14 protein-coding genes are annotated in these 18,807 nt (G+C 71.2%); 7 read left to right on the forward strand and 7 right to left on the reverse strand.

Annotated elements, in window-relative coordinates; genetic code table 11:
• The first annotated feature begins 1 nt into the window (after position 1).
• The 4 genes from MILUP08_RS36990 (at position 2) to MILUP08_RS28230 (ending at position 4,629) form a co-directional block, all read left to right on the forward strand.
• Positions 2-1,243 carry a tyrosine-type recombinase/integrase gene (locus MILUP08_RS36990; protein ID WP_007464220.1) on the forward strand — a complete coding sequence of 414 codons (1,242 nt, stop codon included), beginning with the start codon at positions 2-4 and terminating at the stop codon, positions 1,241-1,243.
• Between the two features lie 213 nt (positions 1,244-1,456).
• Complete coding sequence (locus tag MILUP08_RS28220) at positions 1,457-2,515, forward strand: mechanosensitive ion channel family protein (protein WP_039908925.1); 1,059 nt, start codon at positions 1,457-1,459, stop codon at positions 2,513-2,515.
• A gap of 234 nt (positions 2,516-2,749) precedes the next feature.
• Complete coding sequence (locus tag MILUP08_RS28225) at positions 2,750-4,129, forward strand: MFS transporter (RefSeq protein WP_039906737.1); 1,380 nt, start codon at positions 2,750-2,752, stop codon at positions 4,127-4,129.
• Between the two features lie 110 nt (positions 4,130-4,239).
• The gene (locus MILUP08_RS28230; RefSeq protein ID WP_193376587.1) at positions 4,240-4,629 is read left to right on the forward strand and encodes a globin; all 390 of its coding nucleotides are present in this window, start codon (positions 4,240-4,242) and stop codon (positions 4,627-4,629) included.
• 34 nt (positions 4,630-4,663) lie between these two features.
• Here MILUP08_RS28230 and MILUP08_RS28235 read toward each other — a convergent pair whose 3' ends face one another.
• The 4 genes from MILUP08_RS28235 to ettA form a co-directional block, all read right to left on the reverse strand.
• A complete protein-coding gene (locus MILUP08_RS28235) occupies positions 4,664-5,248 on the reverse strand; it encodes a type III secretion system chaperone family protein (RefSeq protein ID WP_007464224.1) in 585 nt (194 codons plus the stop codon).
• A gap of 132 nt (positions 5,249-5,380) precedes the next feature.
• Entirely contained in the window at positions 5,381-6,112 is a 732-nt protein-coding gene (locus MILUP08_RS28240) for a DUF8185 domain-containing protein (RefSeq protein WP_007464225.1), read from the reverse strand.
• A complete protein-coding gene (locus MILUP08_RS28245) occupies positions 6,109-6,555 on the reverse strand; it encodes an acyl-CoA thioesterase (RefSeq protein WP_007464226.1) in 447 nt (148 codons plus the stop codon). Before MILUP08_RS28245 ends, MILUP08_RS28240 begins: the two co-directional genes overlap by 4 nt.
• Complete coding sequence (gene ettA / locus MILUP08_RS28250) at positions 6,555-8,231, reverse strand: energy-dependent translational throttle protein EttA (RefSeq protein ID WP_007464227.1); 1,677 nt, start codon at positions 8,229-8,231, stop codon at positions 6,555-6,557. The genes MILUP08_RS28245 and ettA overlap by 1 nt, the downstream gene beginning before the upstream one ends.
• A gap of 429 nt (positions 8,232-8,660) precedes the next feature.
• On the opposite strand from ettA, the gene MILUP08_RS28255 reads away from it, so the two are divergent.
• Both MILUP08_RS28255 and otsB read left to right on the forward strand, forming a co-directional pair.
• Positions 8,661-10,061: an alpha,alpha-trehalose-phosphate synthase (UDP-forming) gene (locus tag MILUP08_RS28255; RefSeq protein WP_007464229.1), complete on the forward strand. Its 1,401-nt coding sequence runs from the start codon at positions 8,661-8,663 to the stop codon at positions 10,059-10,061.
• 41 nt (positions 10,062-10,102) lie between these two features.
• A complete protein-coding gene (gene otsB, locus MILUP08_RS28260) occupies positions 10,103-12,667 on the forward strand; it encodes a trehalose-phosphatase (RefSeq protein ID WP_051066075.1) in 2,565 nt (854 codons plus the stop codon).
• Positions 12,668-13,050: 383 nt separating this feature from the next.
• On the opposite strand, the gene cobA is transcribed toward otsB, so the two are convergent.
• The 3 genes from cobA to cobC are packed head-to-tail and all read right to left on the reverse strand — an operon-like array spanning position 13,051 to position 16,551.
• Complete coding sequence (gene cobA, locus MILUP08_RS28265; RefSeq protein ID WP_007464232.1) at positions 13,051-14,331, reverse strand: uroporphyrinogen-III C-methyltransferase; 1,281 nt, start codon at positions 14,329-14,331, stop codon at positions 13,051-13,053.
• Positions 14,332-14,371: 40 nt separating this feature from the next.
• Positions 14,372-15,451 carry a nicotinate-nucleotide--dimethylbenzimidazole phosphoribosyltransferase gene (cobT, locus tag MILUP08_RS28270; RefSeq protein ID WP_039906739.1) on the reverse strand — a complete coding sequence of 360 codons (1,080 nt, stop codon included), beginning with the start codon at positions 15,449-15,451 and terminating at the stop codon, positions 14,372-14,374.
• Positions 15,451-16,551: an Rv2231c family histidinol phosphate aminotransferase CobC gene (gene cobC / locus MILUP08_RS28275; RefSeq protein ID WP_039908927.1), complete on the reverse strand. Its 1,101-nt coding sequence runs from the start codon at positions 16,549-16,551 to the stop codon at positions 15,451-15,453. The genes cobT and cobC overlap by 1 nt, the downstream gene beginning before the upstream one ends.
• 122 nt (positions 16,552-16,673) lie before the next feature.
• Here cobC and MILUP08_RS28280 point away from each other — a divergent pair, with 122 nt between their 5' ends.
• Positions 16,674-18,803 (forward strand): transglycosylase domain-containing protein, encoded by a 2,130-nt coding sequence (locus MILUP08_RS28280; RefSeq protein WP_007464235.1) that lies wholly within the window; start codon positions 16,674-16,676, stop codon positions 18,801-18,803.
• Positions 18,804-18,807 lie beyond the last annotated feature (4 nt).

The following is an 18,807-nucleotide window of genomic DNA, read 5'->3' on the forward strand; positions in this document are numbered from 1 at the left end:
CATGGCAATCGATGACCTTTGGTATCTCAAGAAACGCAACCCGGATACGAAGAAGTTCATCCCCTCGAAGCGACACGGCCGAGGAAAGCGCTGGCGAGTGCGCTACACCGACGCCGACAACAACGACCGCGAAAAGCTGTTCGACCTCAAGCGCGACGCGGAAACCTTCGACCTCAACTGTCGCTCGGGCGTCGCCGCAGAGGTCAAGGTGAGCCGCGAGATAGGCCAGCTCACCTTTGCTCAATATGCGCAGCGGTGGCAGGAATCACGCGAGTCGGGGTGGAGTGTGGAGACCCGCCGACGTGTTCCGCAGAATCTTCGGAAACGTCTTCTGCCGGCTTTCGGCGAACAATCCATCCGATCGATCACCCTGACCGATGTGATGGCCTGGCTCGGTCGACTGCTGGACGATCACACCGCGAAGTCATCCATCGGCCTCTACTTCGGCGTTCTCAAGACCATCATGAACGCTGCCGTCGTCGACAAGGTGCTTGACGACAACCCCTGCGACGGCGTGAACCTCTCGCACGTGCTGCGGGGGATGTCACGGGCACCGAAGTGGGTGCCGACCGAGGACCAGGTGCTCAAGCTCGCCGGGGTCGTACCCCGACGATTCCGTGCGGCCATCTGGCTGGGAGCCGGCGAAGGGTTGCGCATCGGTGAAGTCCTGGGCATGGAGAACAGCTCGCGGTGCATGGATGTTGCCGCCGAAGAGTTGCATGTTGTCCAGCAGTTGCGGCACTCCCGGGAGCACTTCGGAGGCTTCTACCTTGCCGCGCCAAAGAGCGGATCGGCCGGGACAGTCGATCTGGACGCCGTGGTCGCCGAGGAAGTGACCGCTCACGTCAACGAGGTTGGCCCCGTCGAATTTGAACTGCCGGACATCACCAGCGACAGGCGGGTCACCCGTCCTGCGGCTCTCCTGTTCACCACCACGCGAGGAAAGCTGATAACCGATCGGTATTGGTCGGAGCTGTGGGAGGACTGGCGATCAGCCGCAGACTGGCCCAGAGAGGGAACGTTCCACTCCCTTCGCCACTTCTTCGCCACCACCCTGATGAGCAACGGCGTCGAGCCCCAGGAGGTGCAGCACGCACTGCGGCACGCCAGCCTACGGATCACGCTGGAAACCTACGTGCACTGGCTGCCGAAGAAGGACCGGCCGCGCGGCCTGATCGGGCAGATCCTCCGCCCCGCCAAGGGCAGTCGGACCGGCCCTACCGGTGACCAAGATCAGCATTAGTTTGTGCCCTGGTTGTGCCGGATGATCTTCCCTCAGCGTCCTTGCAGGTCAGAACCGGTCCGGGTTGCCCAATCAGGGATTGCACGTACTAATCCGGGGTCGGACATGAAGCTCTTTCCCGCACCTGTCACGATGGCCGGTTCGCCCCGGTCCGACCCGGCGCTCGGGCGCATCTCACCCGGCCGGTGGGTCGGCGGCGGCAGGTCCGCGACGTTGCGGTACGAAGACAGGGTGAGTGCCGCCAGCGTGACGCCCCTTGCCCTGCCCGACGCCGTATCGGTGAACTGTCAGGGCAGCACCTCCTGTGAATGGATCTACGGGATCACCAGGTCGGCCTGGTTCGCCGAGGGCAGCTACTGGATCCTGCTCAAACCGCTGCGGGTGCTGCTGATACTGGCGCTGGCGATGGTGGCCCGCTGGGCGCTGCACCGGACGATCAACCGGCTGGTCCGGACGACCACCGACGGCGCGGTGCCGACCATGCTGCGGCCGCTGCGCGAGCGGGTGCCCACGGCCGCGGTCGACCCGGCCGAGTTCGTGCCGGAGCGCCGCCGGCAACGGGCCGAGGCGATCGGCTCGGTGCTGCGCAGCCTGACCACCGCGTTCGTCTTCGGCATCGCGTTGCTGATGATCCTGCGCGAGTTCAGCTTCGACCTCGCCCCGCTGCTGGCCAGCGCCGGGATCGCCGGCGTCGCCCTGGGCTTCGGCGCGCAGAGCCTGGTCAAGGACCTGATCGCCGGGCTCTTCATGCTCATCGAGGACCAGTACGGCGTGGGCGACAACGTCGACCTGGGCGAGGCGACGGGTGTCGTGGAGTCGGTCGGGCTGCGGGTCACCACGGTCCGCGACGGACGCGGCGTGCTCTGGTACATCCGCAACGGCGAGATCATTCGCGTCGGCAACAAGAGCCAGGGCTGGGCGCTTGTGGTCGTGGACCTGCCGATCGGCTTCAGCGGCACCGAGGAGGCAAACGCCGTGCTGCGGACGGCGGCGGCCTCGGTGGCGCTGGACCCGGAGCTGTCACCGCAGATCGTGGAGGCGCCGGAGGTGCTGGGCGTCGAGCAGATGACTGTCGACGGCGCCGTGATCCGTACGGTGGTGAAGACGACTGCCGACGGCCAGTTCGCGGTGGGCCGGGAGCTGCGCCGCAGGTTGGCGGAGGCGCTGGAGAACTCGGGCATCACCGCGCAGATCGCCGCCGCCCGCATCTATCCCGGTGTGTCGAGCCGGCCGCTGCCGGAGGGTGAGACCGGCCAGGGTGGCGCCACCTGACGCCGGCGACACTGGCCGGCAATACAGGGGTCGCGAGCCGCTCGGCCCCTCAGGTATCGTCCGTTCGTTCAGTCGGGGATGCGACGAGCGAGCCGTTCGCACTAGCTAGTTGTCAGACGATCGGGCAGAATCCCGAGCACGCGTTCCCGCCGGAGCGTGGTCACATCCTCGCTGATCAGTAGATCTGACGAGTGTTCCCGGCCCGGCCGCCACGAGTTGCCGTTCCGGGGGCCGATGGAGGCGACGGTGCCCGACGAGCGACCTTCCGCGGAAGGCCCGGCCACTTTTCGCGAAGTGTTCGCCCAGCGCGAGTTCCGCGCTGTCTTCACCGCCGGGGCCCTGTCCTGGGTCGGTGACTACGTCGCCAAGGCCGCCGTGACCCTGCTCGTCTACCAGCAGACCAGGTCCGTCGCGCTCTCCGCCGCCGCGTTCGCGGTCAGCTACCTGCCGTGGTTGCTCGGCGGCCCGCTGCTCGCCGCGCTTGCCGAGCGGCACCCGTACCGCCGGGTGATGGTGGCGTGCGACGTCATCCGCATGGTGCTGATGCTGCTCATCGCCCTCCCCGACCTGCCCGTTCCGGCGCTGCTGGGGCTCCTCTTCGCCGCCACGCTGGCCAACCCGCCGAGCCAGGCCGCGAAGTCCGCGCTGCTACCGCAGATCCTCGCCGGGGACCGGCTGGTGGTCGGGTTGTCGCTGAACGCCAGCATCGGGCAGGCGGCCCAGGTCGTCGGTTACCTGCTCGGCACCGTCGTCGCCTCGATCGACCCGACTGTCGCGCTGCTGTTCAACGCGGCCACCTTCGGCCTGTCGGCGCTGCTGGTCCGCGTCGGTGTGCGGGAGCGACAGGCCACGATGACCAGCGCGCACCGCTCGCACCTGCTCCGGGAGACGGGCCAGGGGTTCCAGATCGTATTCGGCACGCCGGTGCTGCGGGCCATCGCGGTGCTGGTGTTCAGCGCGCTGCTGTTCTCGATCATTCCGGAGGGGTTGGCCGCGGCCTGGGCCAACAAGGGCTCGCACGGTGGCATGGACGCGGGCACCGCGCAAGCGGTGATCATGGCGGCCAACCCGGTGGGCTACATCCTGGGCGGGCTGCTGGTGAGCCGGCTGTTCGGCCCGACCCGCCGACTGACGCTGATGCGACCCCTCGCGGTGTTCTCCCCGCTGGTGCTGGTGCCGGCGCTGTTCGACCCGCCACCGCTGGTGGTGGCGTTGCTGGCCGCCCTGTGCGGGTTCGCGGTCGCCGGGATGATGCCGATGGCCAACGGGCTCTTCGTCCAGGCTCTGCCGGACGGGTTCCGGGCCCGCGCCTTCGGCGTGATGGCCACCGGCGTGCAGGTCATCCAGGGTTTCGCGGTGCTGGCCACCGGGCTGCTCGCCGAGCGGTTCTCCATTCCGGTGGTGGTCGGGGTCTGGAGCGCCGCCGGGGTGCTGCTGATGACCATCGCCGCCCTGCGCTGGCCGGACAAGCAGACGGTGGACGACGCCATCGCCAGGGCCGCCGCGGCCAACGCCGAGCCGACGCCCGATCCGGGCGGTACCGCCGTCGGCGCCACACCGACGGGCGCCCACCTCCGGCCCGCCGACGGCCCCCGCCGGCACGCGGTCACCTGATCGCGACGGCGTGAGCGGACGCACGGTCTCCGGGTCGGGCCGGCGGCTGACGCACCTGGCAGGATGGAACGGTGAACCCCGCAGGTGAATCCGACCGTCCCGCTGCGTCGATGACCCTCTTCGAAGCGGTCGGCGGCGAACCCACCTTCCGCCGGCTGGTGGACGAGTTCTACGTCGGCGTCGCCACCGATCCCCTGCTGCGACCCATGTACCCGGAGGAGGACCTGGGCCCGGCGTCGGACCGGTTGACCCTGTTCCTCATGCAGTACTGGGGCGGGCCGAACACCTACTCCGCTCAGCGCGGGCACCCGCGGCTGCGCATGCGGCACGCCCCGTTCCGGATCGGCGTGGCCGAGCGGGACGCCTGGCTGCGGCACATGCGCCAGGCGGTGGACCGGCTCGACCTGGAGCCGCAGCTCGCCGTCGCCCTCTGGGACTACCTGGAGCGGGCCGCGTACTTCATGGTCAACGCCATGGAGGACCCGGCCGAGCGCGCCTGACGGCGCGCTCGGGGCACGGAGGCCGCGGGCGGCCTCAGAGCAGCGCGCCCTCGTCGTGCAGCCAGTCCACGAAGCTGGTGGCCACGGCCGCACCGCAGTCGAGCATCTCGACCAGCAGAGCGTCGTGGGTGCCGGCGCCCAGCGGCACCTGCAACTCGGCGTAGATCGGCAGTTGCCCGCGCTCGGTCGGGTCACCGATGTACGCCTTGCAGAAGCGGCGGGTGTGGTTCCACTCGTTGACCACCCGGTAGGCCCGGTCGGCCCAGTCCGGCGGAACCGTGGCGTGCGGGCGGGCCCGCATGACCAGGATCTCGTCCTCGGGGCCCTCGAGGGTCACCAGCACCGCGTGCCGCTCCCACATGGCCAGCAGGTTGCCGTCGCCGTCGGCCAGGTAGCGCACGTCGAGCAGGTCGAGTGCGTCACAGACGCGGCGCAGGCTCACCGGCTCGATGGTCGCCGGCATCTCGGTCAGTACGGGTCGGTCGCTGCCCGGGCAGTCGTCCCCCGGCTGGCGAGGGTTCGGCGGTCCGACCCGGACCGCGCTGTCCACTGTGATCCCGCTTCGGGTTTCCGGATCGCCGCCGTCGGCGGGACCGGGGCGCCATGACCACCACGGCATCGCTCGTCGCACCTCACTCCCCAGCGGATCCAGCCGCCTACGGTGCGTTGGATCCGAGGATGGACGGTACCCGGACAGCCGGGTTGAAGCATCCCCCCAACGGCCGCACCGGCCCAGAAGAATGAGCAGGGGTCATCCGTTCGGATGAGGGGTGAGGGGTGTCACGGCAAGATCGGTGGCCTTCTGCAACCAGGCCGCTCCGTATGGTGCCACCAGGCCCACCCAACGGCCGGCCACCCGCACCTGCACCTCGGAGCGGGCCGGAGGACCGGCCGGGTCGCCGACCGCGCCGAGGAAGCCCATCCGGACCAGGCCCTGCACCAGCCGCTGCGGCACCTCGACGGCGGGGCCCGGCGGATCGTCCGGTGTGACCAGCACGGCCACGTGGTCGAGCAGCGCGTCGCGCAACGCGCGCTGACCCACCGCCCGGCCCGCCACCCCCTGCTCGCTCGCGGTGCGCAGGGTGCCCGCCGCCGCGTCGGCGATCCGCCGCAGCTCCACGCCGGGCAGCACCTCCACCGACTCGCTGCGCGTCGGTGGCAGCGGCCAGCGCCACTGCGCGTCCCGGCGGGCCGGCAACGTCGCGCCACCGCGCTCCAGCTCGGCAAGCAGGTCGGCGGCGCCCACGGTGACGTCTCCGGCCGCCGCACCGGCGACCGTCCGGGCCACCAGCACCTGCCACGGCAGCCGGGCGAACAGGGCGACCCGGCCGGGTGCGCCGGCCGGCCGCAGCCGGACCGGCGCCGCCCGGTCCAGCCGGACCAGCCGGGCCAGGAAGGCGCCCGCGTCGGCCACGCCTGTCACGCCGTGCCCGGACGGCGACGCCGCCACCCGGTCCGGGCCGGCGGTGCCCGGTCCCGTCACGCCCCGCCGCCCTGCGGGGCGTACGTGAGCAGGAAATCCCGCTCCTCGGCGGTGATCCGCCGGGGCACCTGGCGGGTCAGGTCGAACGGCACCAGCACCGAGCGGGCGCGACTGGCCAGCACCTCGCCGTCGTACAGCTCGTACGCGACGGTGAACCGCGACGCCTTGATCTCCTCCACCCACAGCTCGATGCGGACGGTGGGGGCGGCCTCCGCGGTGGCCCGACCCAGCGCGTAGTCGACCGGGCGCAGGTAGTCGACCTCGTGCCGACGGATCACCACTCCGTCGGCGAACGAGCCCACTCCCCAGGCCCGGCCGCCGGCGAACATCAACGCCACCCGTGCCTCCTCGTAGAGCGTGAGGAAGCGCGAGTTGTTGACGTGGCCGTACGCGTCCAGGTCGGACCAGCGCAGCGTGCAGTGGTAGACGAACCGGTCGGACATCAGTCGCGGGTCAGCTTGCGGTAGGTCACCCGGTGCGGCCGGGCAGCCTCCGCGCCGAGGCGGTCGATCTTGTTCTTCTCGTACGCCTCGAAGTTGCCCTCGAACCAGAACCACTTGGCCGGGTCCTGGTCGTCGCCCTCCCAGGCCAGAATGTGCGTGGAGACGCGGTCCAGGAACATCCGGTCGTGGGAGATGACCACGGCGCAGCCGGGGAACTCCAGCAGGGCGTTCTCCAGGCTGGAGAGCGTCTCCACGTCCAGGTCGTTCGTCGGCTCGTCGAGCAGGATGACGTTGCCGCCGATCTTCAGGGTCAGCGCCAGGTTGAGCCGGTTGCGCTCGCCGCCGGAGAGCACCTTGGTCGGCTTCTGCTGGTCCGGGCCCTTGAACCCGAACGCGGCGATGTACGCCCGCGACGGCATCTCGACCTTGCCGACCATCAGGTAGTCCAGCCCGTCGGAGACGACCTCCCAGACGGTCTTGTCGCCGTCGAGGCCCTGCCGGTTCTGGTCGACGTACGACAGCGAGACGGTGGGGCCGACGCGGACCTCGCCGCCGGTCGGCTCCTCCAGCCCGACGATGGTCTTGAACAGCGTGGTCTTGCCGACGCCGTTCGGGCCGATGATGCCGACGATGCCGTTACGCGGCAGCGAGAACGACAGGTTGTCGATCAGCAGCCGGTCACCGAAGCCCTTGCTGAGGCCGTTCGCCTCGATCACGGTGCTGCCCAGGCGCGGGCCCGGCGGGATCTGGATCTCCTCGAAGTCCAGCTTGCGGGTCTTCTCCGCCTCGTTGGCCATCTCGTCGTACCGGTCCAGGCGGGCCTTGGACTTGGTCTGCCGGGCCTTGGCGTTGGAGCGGACCCACTCCAGTTCCTCGGTAAGGCGCTTCTTCATCTTGGCGTCGCGACGACCCTCGACGGCCAGCCGGGCGGCCTTCTTCTCCAGGTAGGTGGAGTAGTTGCCCTCGTAGCCGATGGCCCGGCCGCGGTCCAGCTCCAGGATCCAGCCGGCCACCTTGTCCAGGAAGTACCGGTCGTGGGTGATCGCCATGACGGTGCCGGCGTACTTGGCCAGGTGCTGCTCCAGCCACGAGACGCTCTCCGCGTCCAGGTGGTTGGTGGGCTCGTCGAGCAGCAGCAGGTCGGGCGCCTCCAGCAGCAGCTTGCAGAGCGCCACGCGGCGCCGCTCGCCACCGGAGAGCTGGGTCACGTCGGCGTCCGGCGGCGGGCAGCGCAGCGCGTCCATGGCGAGTTCGAGCTTGGAGTCGATGTCCCACGCGTCGGCGTGGTCCAGCTCCTCCTGGAGCTTGCCCATCTCCTCCATCAGCTCGTCGGAGTAGTCCGTCGCCATCTGCTCGGCGATCTTGTTGAACCGCTCCAGCTTGGCCTTGGTCTCGGCGACCGCCTCCTCGACGTTGCCGAGGACGGTCTTGGCGTCGTTGAGCGGGGGCTCCTGGGCGAGCATGCCGACGGTGTAGCCGGGCATCAGCCGGGCCTCGCCGTTGCTCGGCTTGTCCAGCCCTGCCATGATCTTGAGGAGGCTGGACTTACCGGCGCCGTTCGGGCCGACCACACCGATCTTGGCCCCCGGCAGGAAGCTCAGCGTCACGTTGTCGAGCACGACCTTGTCGCCGTGCGCCTTGCGCGCCTTTTCCAGGACGTAGATGTACTGGGCCACGGTGCGGGCTACCTCCGTCGGTTTGCTGTCGCCTGAGTCGGCGGCGCGGCGCGGGCTGGGACCTGCACCCGCCGCCGCCGGCCGGGAGCCGGCCGCGCGCACGCCATCGTCAATCCTGACAGGTACGGCGCGCTTCGCCCACATCACCCCGCCCCAGGAGTACGCGGAGTGCGATCGTCAACCCATGATCCACTCGACTTTATGGAAATCGGGCCGTCCCCCACGCCGGAATGCACCAGTTTCAAGAAACCGGAGTCGATCACCCCGGTGGTCATCGACCTCTGGACCGGCGCGGCTGTCGACAAGATCACCTTCAGGATTCGGTGCGTGTGGGGCGGGTAGGAGACTCCGGCACGGGGCACAAGACGCCGCAGCTACGCTCAGTACGCTCATCGCGGTGGACCCGTCAGCACCCGGAGGTGGCCGATCGTGACCGTCCGTAGCTCCTTTGTCGTAGTGGCGAACCGTCTGCCGGTCGACGAGGTGAGCACACCCGAGGGACGGCAGTGGCGACGCAGCCCCGGCGGGCTGGTCACCGCGCTGCATCCCGTGCTCGCCGAACACCAGGGCACCTGGGTCGGCTGGGCCGGCGGCACCGGCGCCGCCCCCGAGCCGTTCGACCTGGAGGGCATCCGGCTGCACCCGGTCCCGCTCAGCGCCGAGGAGTTGGAGCGCTACTACGAGGGCCAGTCCAACGCGACGATCTGGCCGCTCTACCACGACGCGGTGGAGACACCTGCGTACAAGCGGCGCTGGCGGGAGGCGTACCGCCTGGTCAACGCCCGGTTCGCGGAGGCCGCGGCGGACGTCGCGGCCGAGGGCGCGACGGTCTGGGTGCAGGACTACCAGCTCCAGTTGGTCCCGGCGATGCTCCGCGAGCTGCGTCCGGACCTGCGGATCGGGTTCTTCCTGCACATCCCGTTCCCGCCGATCGAGCTGTTCATGCAGATGCCGTTCCGCACCGAGATCCTGCGCGGCCTGCTCGGCGCGGACCTGGTGGGCTTCCAGCAGCGGCTGGCCGCGCAGAACTTCGTCCGGCTGGCCCGGCACCTGCTCGGGCTGCGCTACGAGGGGCAGATGATCCAGGTCGACGGCCGGCAGGTGAAGGCGGGCGCGTTCCCCATCTCCATCGACACGCAGGAGATGGAACGGATGGCCGCCGACCCGGCGATCCAGGCGCGGGCCAAGCAGATCCGCGCCGAACTGGGCGACCCGAAGACGATCATCCTGGGCGTCGACCGGCTGGATTACACCAAGGGCATCGAGTTGCGCCTCAAGGCGTTCCGCGAGTTGCTCGCTGACGGAAAGTTGACAGTTCCGGACGCCGTTATGGTGCAGGTGGCCACGCCGAGCCGCGAGCGCGTCGAGCACTACCAGGCACTTCGGGTCAAGGTCGAGCGCGAAGTTGGTCGGATTAATGGCGAATTCGGCCGAGTCGGCGTGCCTGCCGTGCATTACCTCCATCAGTCGTACAGTCGCAGTGAACTGGCCGCGATGTACGTTGCTGCGGACGTGATGATGGTGACCCCGCTGCGAGACGGTATGAATCTGGTAGCCAAGGAGTACGTCGCATCACGCGCCGACCAGGGCGGTGCGCTCGTGCTCAGCGAGTTCGCCGGCGCCGCAACGGAGCTGCGCCAGGCCTTCCTGTGTAACCCGCACGACCCGGACGCGGTCAAGGACGCCCTGCTCCGGGCCGTGCACGTGGAGAAAACCGAGGCACGCCGCCGGATGCGGACAATGCAACGTCACCTGCGTACCCACGACGTGGGGCACTGGGCCAAGTCTTTCCTCTCCGAACTCGGAGTTCCCGAGGCGGAGGCCGCGTGAACACGTCCGTCAACGACGGAGCGGCGATCGCCACCGGGGTGATGGACCCCGAGCTGCGCTCCGCCATCGGCCGGATCGCCCGGGTTCCGCAGCTCCTGATCGCCTGCGACTACGACGGCACACTCGCGCCGATCGTGGAGGACCCGAGCACCGCCGTACCGCTGCCCGAGTCGGTGGCGGCGATCCGCGCGCTCGCCGCGCTGCCGCAGACGAGCGTGGCAGTGGTCTCCGGCCGGGCGCTGCGGGACCTGGCCGCGCTCTCCCGGCTGCCCAGCGAGGTGCACCTCGTCGGCAGTCACGGCTCCGAGTTCGACATCGGCTTCGTCGAACGCCTCTCCCCCGAGCTGGTCGCGGTACGCCAGCAGGTGCGCAACGCGCTACGCGAGATCGCCGCCGAGCACCCGGGCATCCGGCTGGAACGCAAGCCGGCAAGCGTCGCGGTGCACACCCGGGGCGTCGACCCGCAGGTCGCCGCCGCGGCCATCGAGGCGGTCCGCAACGGCCCGGCCACCTTCGACGGCGTCACGGTGACGCAGGGCAAGGAGGTCATCGAGCTGTCCGTGGTGGCCACCCACAAGGGCACCGCCGTCGACCAGCTCCGGACCCAGCTCTCGGCCAGCGCAGTGCTCTTCATCGGCGACGACGTCACCGACGAGAACGCCTTCGGCAACCTGCACGGTCCGGACCTGGGCATCAAGATCGGCCCCGGCGAGACCAAGGCCGGCTTCCGGGTGGCTGAGCCCATCGAGGCCGCCCGCGCGCTCGGGCTGCTGCTGGAGACCCGTCGACACTGGCTGTTCGGCGAGCGGGCGGTGCCCATCGAGCGGCACTCCATGCTTGCCAACGGTCGTACCGTCGCGTTGCTCACGCCGGAGGCGAAGGTCAGCTGGCTCTGCCACCCCAAGCCGGACTCGGCGGCGATCTTCGCCGACCTGGTCGGTGGCAGCCCGGCCGGTCACTTCAGCGTCGCCCCGGAGCGCGGGGGCATCCCGCTGGGCCAGCGCTACCGCTCCGGCACGATGACAGTCGAGACCCGGTGGTCCGGGCTCACCGTCACCGACTGGCTGGACAAGCCGGCCCGGGAGACCACTCCGGACGACAGCCCGGCGGTCATCACCGGCGACTCGACCCTGATCCGGGTGCTCACCGGCAGCGGTCGGGTGCGGGTGGAGTTCGCCCCGCGCCCCGAGTTCGGTCAGGTCGCCGTGCAGATGCAGCCGCTCGGCGACGGACTGCTGGTGCTCGGCTCGAACGAACCGGTCGCCCTCTACTCCCCCGGGGTCGAGTGGCAGGTCAACAACGACGGCGGGTACGAGACAGCCAAGGCGATCGTCGACCTCTCCGCCGCCGGCGGGCAGGTCGTGCTGGAGCTGCGCTTCGGCACGCACAGCCTGGAGCACCACCGGGTGCCGATCCACGAGCGGCAGGCCGCGGCCGAGCAGCCGTGGAAGGACTGGGTGGCCTCGCTCCGGCTGCCGTCCACGTCCCGTGACCTGGTGGCCCGCAGCGCGCTCACCCTGCGCGGGCTCTGCCACGAGACGACCGGCTCGATCCTGGCCGCGGCGACCACCTCCCTCCCCGAGGAGCTGGGCGGCGTCCGCAACTGGGACTACCGCTACTGCTGGCTGCGCGACGCCGCGCTTACCGCCCGCGCGCTCGTCGACCTCGGGTCCATCGAGGAGGCCGAGGCGTTCCTGCGCTGGGTCGACGGCTGCATCGAGCGCACCGGCGGCCACCCGGAGCGGCTGCACCCGCTCTACACGATCGACGGCTACGAGTTGGGCGCCGAGGCGGTCATCGACACGCTGCCCGGGTACGCCGGCTCCCGGCCGGTCCGGGTCGGCAACCTCGCCAACCACCAGCTCCAACTCGACGTGTTCGGCCCGATCGCCGACCTGATCGCGGCCGTCGCCGACGCCCGCGGCTCGGTCCGGGACGACGAGTGGCGGGTCCTGGAGAACATGGTCGAGGCGGTCCGCCGCCGCTGGCACGAGCCCGACCACGGCATCTGGGAGGCCCGGCTGCCACCCCGGCACCACGTCTTCTCCAAGGTGATGTGCTGGATGACGGTCGACCGGGCGCTGCACGTGATGCGCCAGCACGGCGGCGAGGACCGGTCCGAGTGGAAGGACCTGCGCGACCGGATCGGCGCCAACGTGCTGGAGCACGGCTGGCACTCCGACGTCGAGGCGTACAGCGTCGCGTACGGGGACGAGGACATGGACGCCTCGTCGCTCTGGATCGGGCTCTCCGGCCTGCTCCCCGGCGACGACCCGCGCTTCCTGTCCACCGTCCTGAAGATCGAGGCGGACCTGCGCAGCGGCCCGGTCGTCTACCGCTACCACTGGGACGACGGCCTGCCCGGCCGCGAGGGCGGCTTCCACATCTGCACGGCGTGGCTGATCGAGGCGTACCTGCGCACCGGTCGCCGCACCGACGCCGAGGAGCTGTTCGCGCAGATGGTGCTCACCGCCGGCCCGACCGGCCTGCTCCCCGAGCAGTACGACCCGCTCGCCGAGCGCGGCCTGGGCAACCACCCGCAGGCGTACAGCCACCTGGGGCTGATCCGCTGCGCCCTGCTGCTGGACAACATGCTCAAGCAGTAGTCGACCGACAGATCCACGACGGGCCGGAGCAGCGCCGCTCCGGCCCGTCGTCTGTCCGGCCCGTCGTCTGTCCGGCCCGTCGTCTGTCCGGCCCATCGCCTGCCGGCCCGTCGTCTGTCCGGCCCCGCACGGCGCTGCGCTGCGCTGCGCTGCGCTGTCTGGCTCGCTGGCTGGCTGGCTGGCGTCACCGGCGCAGGGTCAAGGACCACCTGCGGGCCCTTTGCTCTGCTTCAACCGGCGCACCAGTCAGAGCCCGTTTGTGGTGCGTGGATTGAAGCAGAGCAAAGGATGTGGGAAGGGGGTGCCCACCCCGGGCCGGAATGCCCTCCAGCGCGGGCGCCATTCGAGGCCGCATCGCTCGCGGCACCGACGCGTGCCGGCTGTCAGGCGTCGAGGGCGTCCACCACGTCGCCCACCACGACGACGGCGGGCGGCCGGAGGTCGGCGGCGAGCAGGTCGGCGGCCACCGCGCCCAGCGTGGACCGCAGGACCCGCTGGGTGCCCGTGGTGGCCTCCTGGACCACGGCGGCGGGTGTCTGCGGCGACCGACCGTGTGCGATCAGGGTGGCCGTGATGGCGGCGAGGTTCTTCAGCCCCATCAGGATCACCAGGGTGCCGCGCAGGCCCGCGAGGGCGTCCCAGCGCACCAGCGAGGCCGGCGAGTCGGGTGCCACGTGGCCGGAGACCACTGTGAACTCGTGCGCCACCCCCCGGTGGGTGACCGGGATCCCGGCCGCCGCCGGGGCGGCGATCGAGCTGGTCACCCCGGGAACGACTGTCACCGGAACGCCGGCCTCGGCGCACGCCAGCAGCTCCTCGCCACCACGACCGAAGACGTACGGGTCGCCGCCCTTGAGCCGGACCACGACGGCGCCGGCCAGGGCCCGGTCGACCAGGATCCGGTTGATCTCCTCCTGGGCTCGGGACGGGCCGTAGGGGATCTTCGAGGCGTCCACCAGCTCGACGTCGGCGCGCAACTCGTCCAGGAGCAGGCCGGGCACCAACCGGTCGGCCACCACCACGTCGGCCTCGGTGAGCAACCGCCAGCCTCGCACGGTGATCAGCTCCGGGTCACCCGGCCCCGCCCCCACCAGCGACACCCGCCCGGCCCGCCGCCCACCGCTCGTCCCGGTCGGAGCGTCGGGCCGGTCCTGCGCCGAAGCGACTCCGTCCGGGGCGACTCCACCCGGAGCGACTCCGTCCGGAGCGAGGCGGGCCGCGAGGAGGTCACGGATCGCGTCGCGGACGGTCATCGCCCGCCGGGGATCCCCGCCACCGAGCACGGCCACGGTGACCGGGCCGTGTCGGGTCACCGCCGGGGTCCACGCCGTGGCGGCGGTCCGGTCGTCGGCCCGGACGCAGAAGATCCGCCGCTCGGCGGCGACGGCGCTCACCGCAGCCGCCGCCATCTGATCGTCGATCGCCACCTGGACCAGCCATGCGCCGTCCAGATCCTCGGGCACGAACCGGCGCGGCACCCAGTGCAGCCGACCCGCGTCCACCCGGGCCTGCAACGCCGGGGTCAGCTCCGGGGCCACCAGCAGGACGTCCGCGCCGGCATCCAGCAGCGCCGGCACCCGCCGGGTGGCGACCGCGCCGCCGCCCACCACGACCACGCGCCGCCCGTCGAGCCGCAGGCCGAGAGGGTACGGGCTGGCGCTCACGCCGCACCACCGGGCCGGGCCGCCCGTTCGTCTGACATGGTCACTTCTCGGCCACCCCGGCGGAGTCGAAGGTGGCCACGTCGTGCAGCACGCGGACGGCGCCGGTGACGACCGGCAGCGCCAACAGGGCGCCGGTGCCCTCGCCGAGGCGCAGGCCCAGGTCGATGAGCGGATCGAGTCCGAGGTGGCGCAGCGCCACCGTCGCGCCCGGCTCCGCCGAACGGTGCCCGGCGACCATGGCCGCGACCGCGTCCGGTGCGAACGCGGCGGCGGCGAGCGCCGCGGACACCGCGATCACGCCGTCCAGCAGGACCGGCGTCCGGCGGGCCGCGGCGCCCAGGATCAGCCCGGCCAGCGCGGCGTGCTCCAGGCCACCGACGGCGGCGAGCACGCCCAGCGGGTCGGCCGGATCGGGTGTGTGCCGGGCCAGCGCGGCCCGCACCACGGCCACCTTGCGGGCGTACGTCGGGTCGTCGATCCCGGTGCCCCGGCCGGTGGTGTCGAGCGGGTCGGCGCCGGTGAAAGCGGCGATCAGCACCGCCGCCGGGGTGGTGTTGCCGATGCCCATGTCCCCGGTGAGCAGGATGCCGGCGCCGGCGTCGATCAGCTCGTCGGCGACCCGGATGCCGGTCTGCACCGCCGCCAGGGCCTCGTCGCGGGTGAGCGCGGCGGTCACCGTGAGGTCCCGGGTGCCCCGGCGCACGGAGGCGGCGACCAGTCGGGGCGCGGACGGGTCGGCCGGACCGGACGCCTCGCCGACGGGCAGCGGGGTGGCGACCCCGACGTCGACCACGGTGACCGAGGCCCCGGCCTGCCGGGCGAACGCGTTGACGACCGCGCCGCCGGCCAGGAAGTTGCCGATCATCTGCGCGGTGACCTCCTGCGGCCACGGGCTGACCCCCTGGGCGTGCACCCCGTGGTCGCCCGCGAAGATCGCCACGGCGGCCGGCTCGGGGATCGGCGGCGGGCAGGCCCCGGCCAGCCCGGCGAGGCGTACCGACAGGTCCTCCAGCAGGCCCAGCGAGCCCGCCGGCTTGGTCAGCCGGCCGTGCAGCTCGCGGGCGGCGGCCATCGCCGTCTCGTCCAGTGGGCGGATGGCCGACATCGTGGTCTCCAGCATCATGCCTCCATGATCTCGCGCAGCACCTCGATGAACGCGTCGGTGGTGTCTCGGTCGCGTACCGCCACCCGCAGCCAGTCCGGGCCGAGGCCGGGGAAGGTGTCGCCCCTGCGTACCGCCCAGCCCCGATCGCGCAGGGCCTCCCGGACCCGGCTCGCGTCGGGCAGGTGCAGCAGGACGAACGCGCTCGCCGGGCGGCCCGCGACGCGTACACCGGGAAGGTCGGCCAGGCGCGCGACCAGGTGGTCGCGGTCGGCGGCGAGGTCGGCGGCGATCGCGCGTTCGGCCTCGACCGCGACCGGAGTGGCGCAGGCCGCGGCGGCGGCCAGCGCGGGCGTGGAGACGGCCCAGAGCGGCTGGACGGCGGCCAGGCGGGACAGCAGCTCCGGGGCACCGAGCAGATAGCCGATCCGCAGCCCGGCCAGGCCCCACGTCTTCGTGAGGCTGCGCAGGACGAGCAGGCCGGGCAGATCCCGCCGCTGCGCCAGCGACTCCGGCTCGCCGGTGTGCGCGTCACCCGTGGTGTCGGCGAACGCCTCGTCGACCACGAGTATCCGGCCCGGACGGGCGAGCGCGGCCACGGTCCGCGCGGGGTGCAGCACGGACGTGGGATTCGTCGGGTTGCCGATCATCACCAGGTCCGCGTCGACGGGCACCACCGACGGATCGAGCCGGAACCCGTCGTCCGGGTCCAGCAGCACCCGCTCGACCGGGTGGCCGGCGGCCCGTAGCGCCGCCTCCGGCTCGGTGAACTGCGGGTGCACCACCACGGGTCGGCGGACGCCGCGCAGGGCCTGAGCGATCAGTACGAAGCCCTCGGCGGCGCCGGCGGTGAGCAGTACCTCGTCCGGGTGACGCCGGTGCCGGGCGGCGACGGCGGCGCGGGCCGCCGTCGGGTCGGGATAGCGGGCCAGGTCGGTGAGGGTGGCGGCGATCGGGTCGGCCAGCCAGGCCGGCGGCGGCGCCTGGCGGACGTTGACGGCGAGGTCGATCAGCCCGGCGCCCACCTCGGAATCGCCGTGGTGCGCCAGATCCGGCTCCTCGGTGGCCGTCCGCTCGGCCACGGCGACCGGGTACGGCCCGCTCGGCTGATCACGCATGTCCGCGATCCTGCCGGGAAGGTGGCCGGCGGGACAGTCGATGTCGGCGTAAGCCACGTCACCACCTCGCGGGTTTATGAGTTCTTCTCATGTACGAATCGGAAATGTCATAACTTTGCCACGTGAGCAACCGACCCCTTGCTGCCGCTGGTCGACTCGTTCCTCTACTCCGCGCCGGTCTCATCGCCGGCATCGTGATCGCCGCCGCCGGGTACCCGCTGGTCGCCCTCACCGGGCTCGGCGCGAAGGCCACCGCGCACGCCGTGGAACAGAAGACCAGACTGCTGACCACCGCCCTGCCCGCCGAGACCTCGTACGTCTACGCCGCCGACGGCAAGACCGTGCTGACCATGTTCTACGAGGAGTACCGGCAGTACACGAAGCTGTCGGACATGTCGCCGAACATCCAGCAGGCGATCATCGCCGCCGAGGACTCCCGCTTCTACCAGCACCACGGCGTCGACCCCAAGGGCGTGGCCCGCGCCTTCGTCGCCAACGCCCGCTCCGGCGGCTCCCAGGGCGCCTCGACGCTGACCATGCAGTACGTCCGGATGGCCCTACGGGACAGCGCGACCACGCCCAAGGAGGTCCAGGAAGCCACCCAGCAGACAAGCATTCGCAAGGTCAAGGAGATGCGGATGGCGCTGGACCTGGAGAAGGAGATGAGCAAGGAACAGATCATGGAGCGGTACCTGAACTCGGCGTACTTCGGACACCGGGCGTACGGCATCTACGCGGCCAGCGAGATCTTCTTCTCCAAGACCCCGAAGGACCTCACCCCGGTCGAGGCCGCCACCCTCGCCGGACTGGTCAAGTCCCCCTCCGAGTACGACCCGGCCGACTCCGACCAGAAGGAGGCCACCGGGCGGCGCAACTACGTGCTGGACCGGATGAGCCAGCTCGGCTACCTCTCCCCCGACTCGGCGGCCGCGGCGAAGACCGAGCCGATCCGACTGAAGCTGACCAACCCGCCGAACGACTGCGCCTCGATCACCGAGAAGTACAACAGCTGGGGCTTCGCCTGCGACTACCTGAAGAACTGGTGGAGTTCACAGCCCGCGTTCGGTGCGAACCGGCTGGAGCGGATGGACAAGCTGCGCCGCGGCGGCTACCGCATCGTGCTCAGCATCGACCCGAAGATCCAGGCGGCGGCGGAGAAGAACGTCGGCGCCAAGGAGGGCACCGGCAGCCCGTTCGCCAACGGCATCGTGGTCTCCGAACCGGGCACCGGGCGGGTGAAGGCGATGGCGGTGAACCGGAACTACTCCCTGGATCTGGCCGACAACCCACCCAGCTCCAACCCCGAGGCCGGACCGAAGGTGAAGGCCAACTATCCGAACACGGTGGCGCCGCTGCTCGGCGGTGGTGACCTGCCGGGCTACCAGGCCGGGTCGACGTTCAAGATGTTCCCGATGCTCGCCGCGCTGGACTCGGGGATGACGCTGTCCACCTCGTTCAACGCCCCGTACCGCTACAAGTCGAACGTCTACGACGGCTGGGCGCCCTCCAACGCCAGTGGCGCGATGACCGGACAGCAGACCATGTGGTCCGGCTTCGGCAAGTCCGTCAACACGTACTTCGTGTGGCTGGAGGAGAGGGTCGGCGCGGACCGGGCGGTCCGGCTGGCCGAACAGCTCGGACTGCGCTGGCGTACCGACGTCGACCGGGAGCAGGCGTCCCCGGGCAAGGCCAAGAAGTGGGGCGCGTTCACCCTGGGAGTCTCCGACGCCACGCCGTTGGAGATGGCGAACGCCTACGCCGCGGTCGCCGCCGACGGCCGCTACTGCGAGGCGATCCCCGTGCAGGCGATCATGAACCGGGACGGCACGACTGCCACGTACGCCACTCCGGGCGGTCTGCACCGGGAGGTCGCCAAGCCGCGCTGCCGCCAGGTGGTAAGCGCCGACGCCGCCCGGGCGGCCACCGACGCCGCCCGCTGCCCGACCGGCGACCGGCCGGCACGCGGCGGCTGCGGCGGCTGGTCGACAGCCGACAGCGTCCGGGGGACGGTCGGCCGTCCGGTCGCCGGCAAGACCGGCACCACGGACAGCACCCGGTCCGCGTGGTTCGTCGGCTACACGCCGGAGCTGGCCGCGGCGAGCTTCATCTCCGACCCGGACAATCCGTTCAACGCCGTCGGTGACGGGCAGTCCCAGATCCCGATCGCGGCGGTCGCCGAGACCCTGCGCGACGGCCTGAAGGGCACGCCGACCCGCCAGTTCACACCACCGTCGGACGCCATCGTGGGATGACGGC

The sequence above is a fragment of the Micromonospora lupini str. Lupac 08 genome (assembly GCF_000297395.2).
Lineage (GTDB): Bacteria > Actinomycetota > Actinomycetes > Mycobacteriales > Micromonosporaceae > Micromonospora > Micromonospora lupini.

Coding starts and splice junctions, on each gene's coding strand:
- MILUP08_RS36990 (WP_007464220.1), top strand. CDS start 2: ATGGCAATCGATGACCTTTGGTATCTCAAGAAACGCAACCCGGATACG.
- MILUP08_RS28225 (WP_039906737.1), top strand. CDS start 2,750: ATGGAGGCGACGGTGCCCGACGAGCGACCTTCCGCGGAAGGCCCGGCC.
- MILUP08_RS28230 (WP_193376587.1), top strand. CDS start 4,240: ATGACCCTCTTCGAAGCGGTCGGCGGCGAACCCACCTTCCGCCGGCTG.
- MILUP08_RS28235 (WP_007464224.1), bottom strand. CDS start 5,248: ATGCCGTGGTGGTCATGGCGCCCCGGTCCCGCCGACGGCGGCGATCCG.
- MILUP08_RS28245 (WP_007464226.1), bottom strand. CDS start 6,555: ATGTCCGACCGGTTCGTCTACCACTGCACGCTGCGCTGGTCCGACCTG.
- otsB (WP_051066075.1), top strand. CDS start 10,103: ATGGACCCCGAGCTGCGCTCCGCCATCGGCCGGATCGCCCGGGTTCCG.
- cobT (WP_039906739.1), bottom strand. CDS start 15,451: ATGCTGGAGACCACGATGTCGGCCATCCGCCCACTGGACGAGACGGCG.
- cobC (WP_039908927.1), bottom strand. CDS start 16,551: ATGCGTGATCAGCCGAGCGGGCCGTACCCGGTCGCCGTGGCCGAGCGG.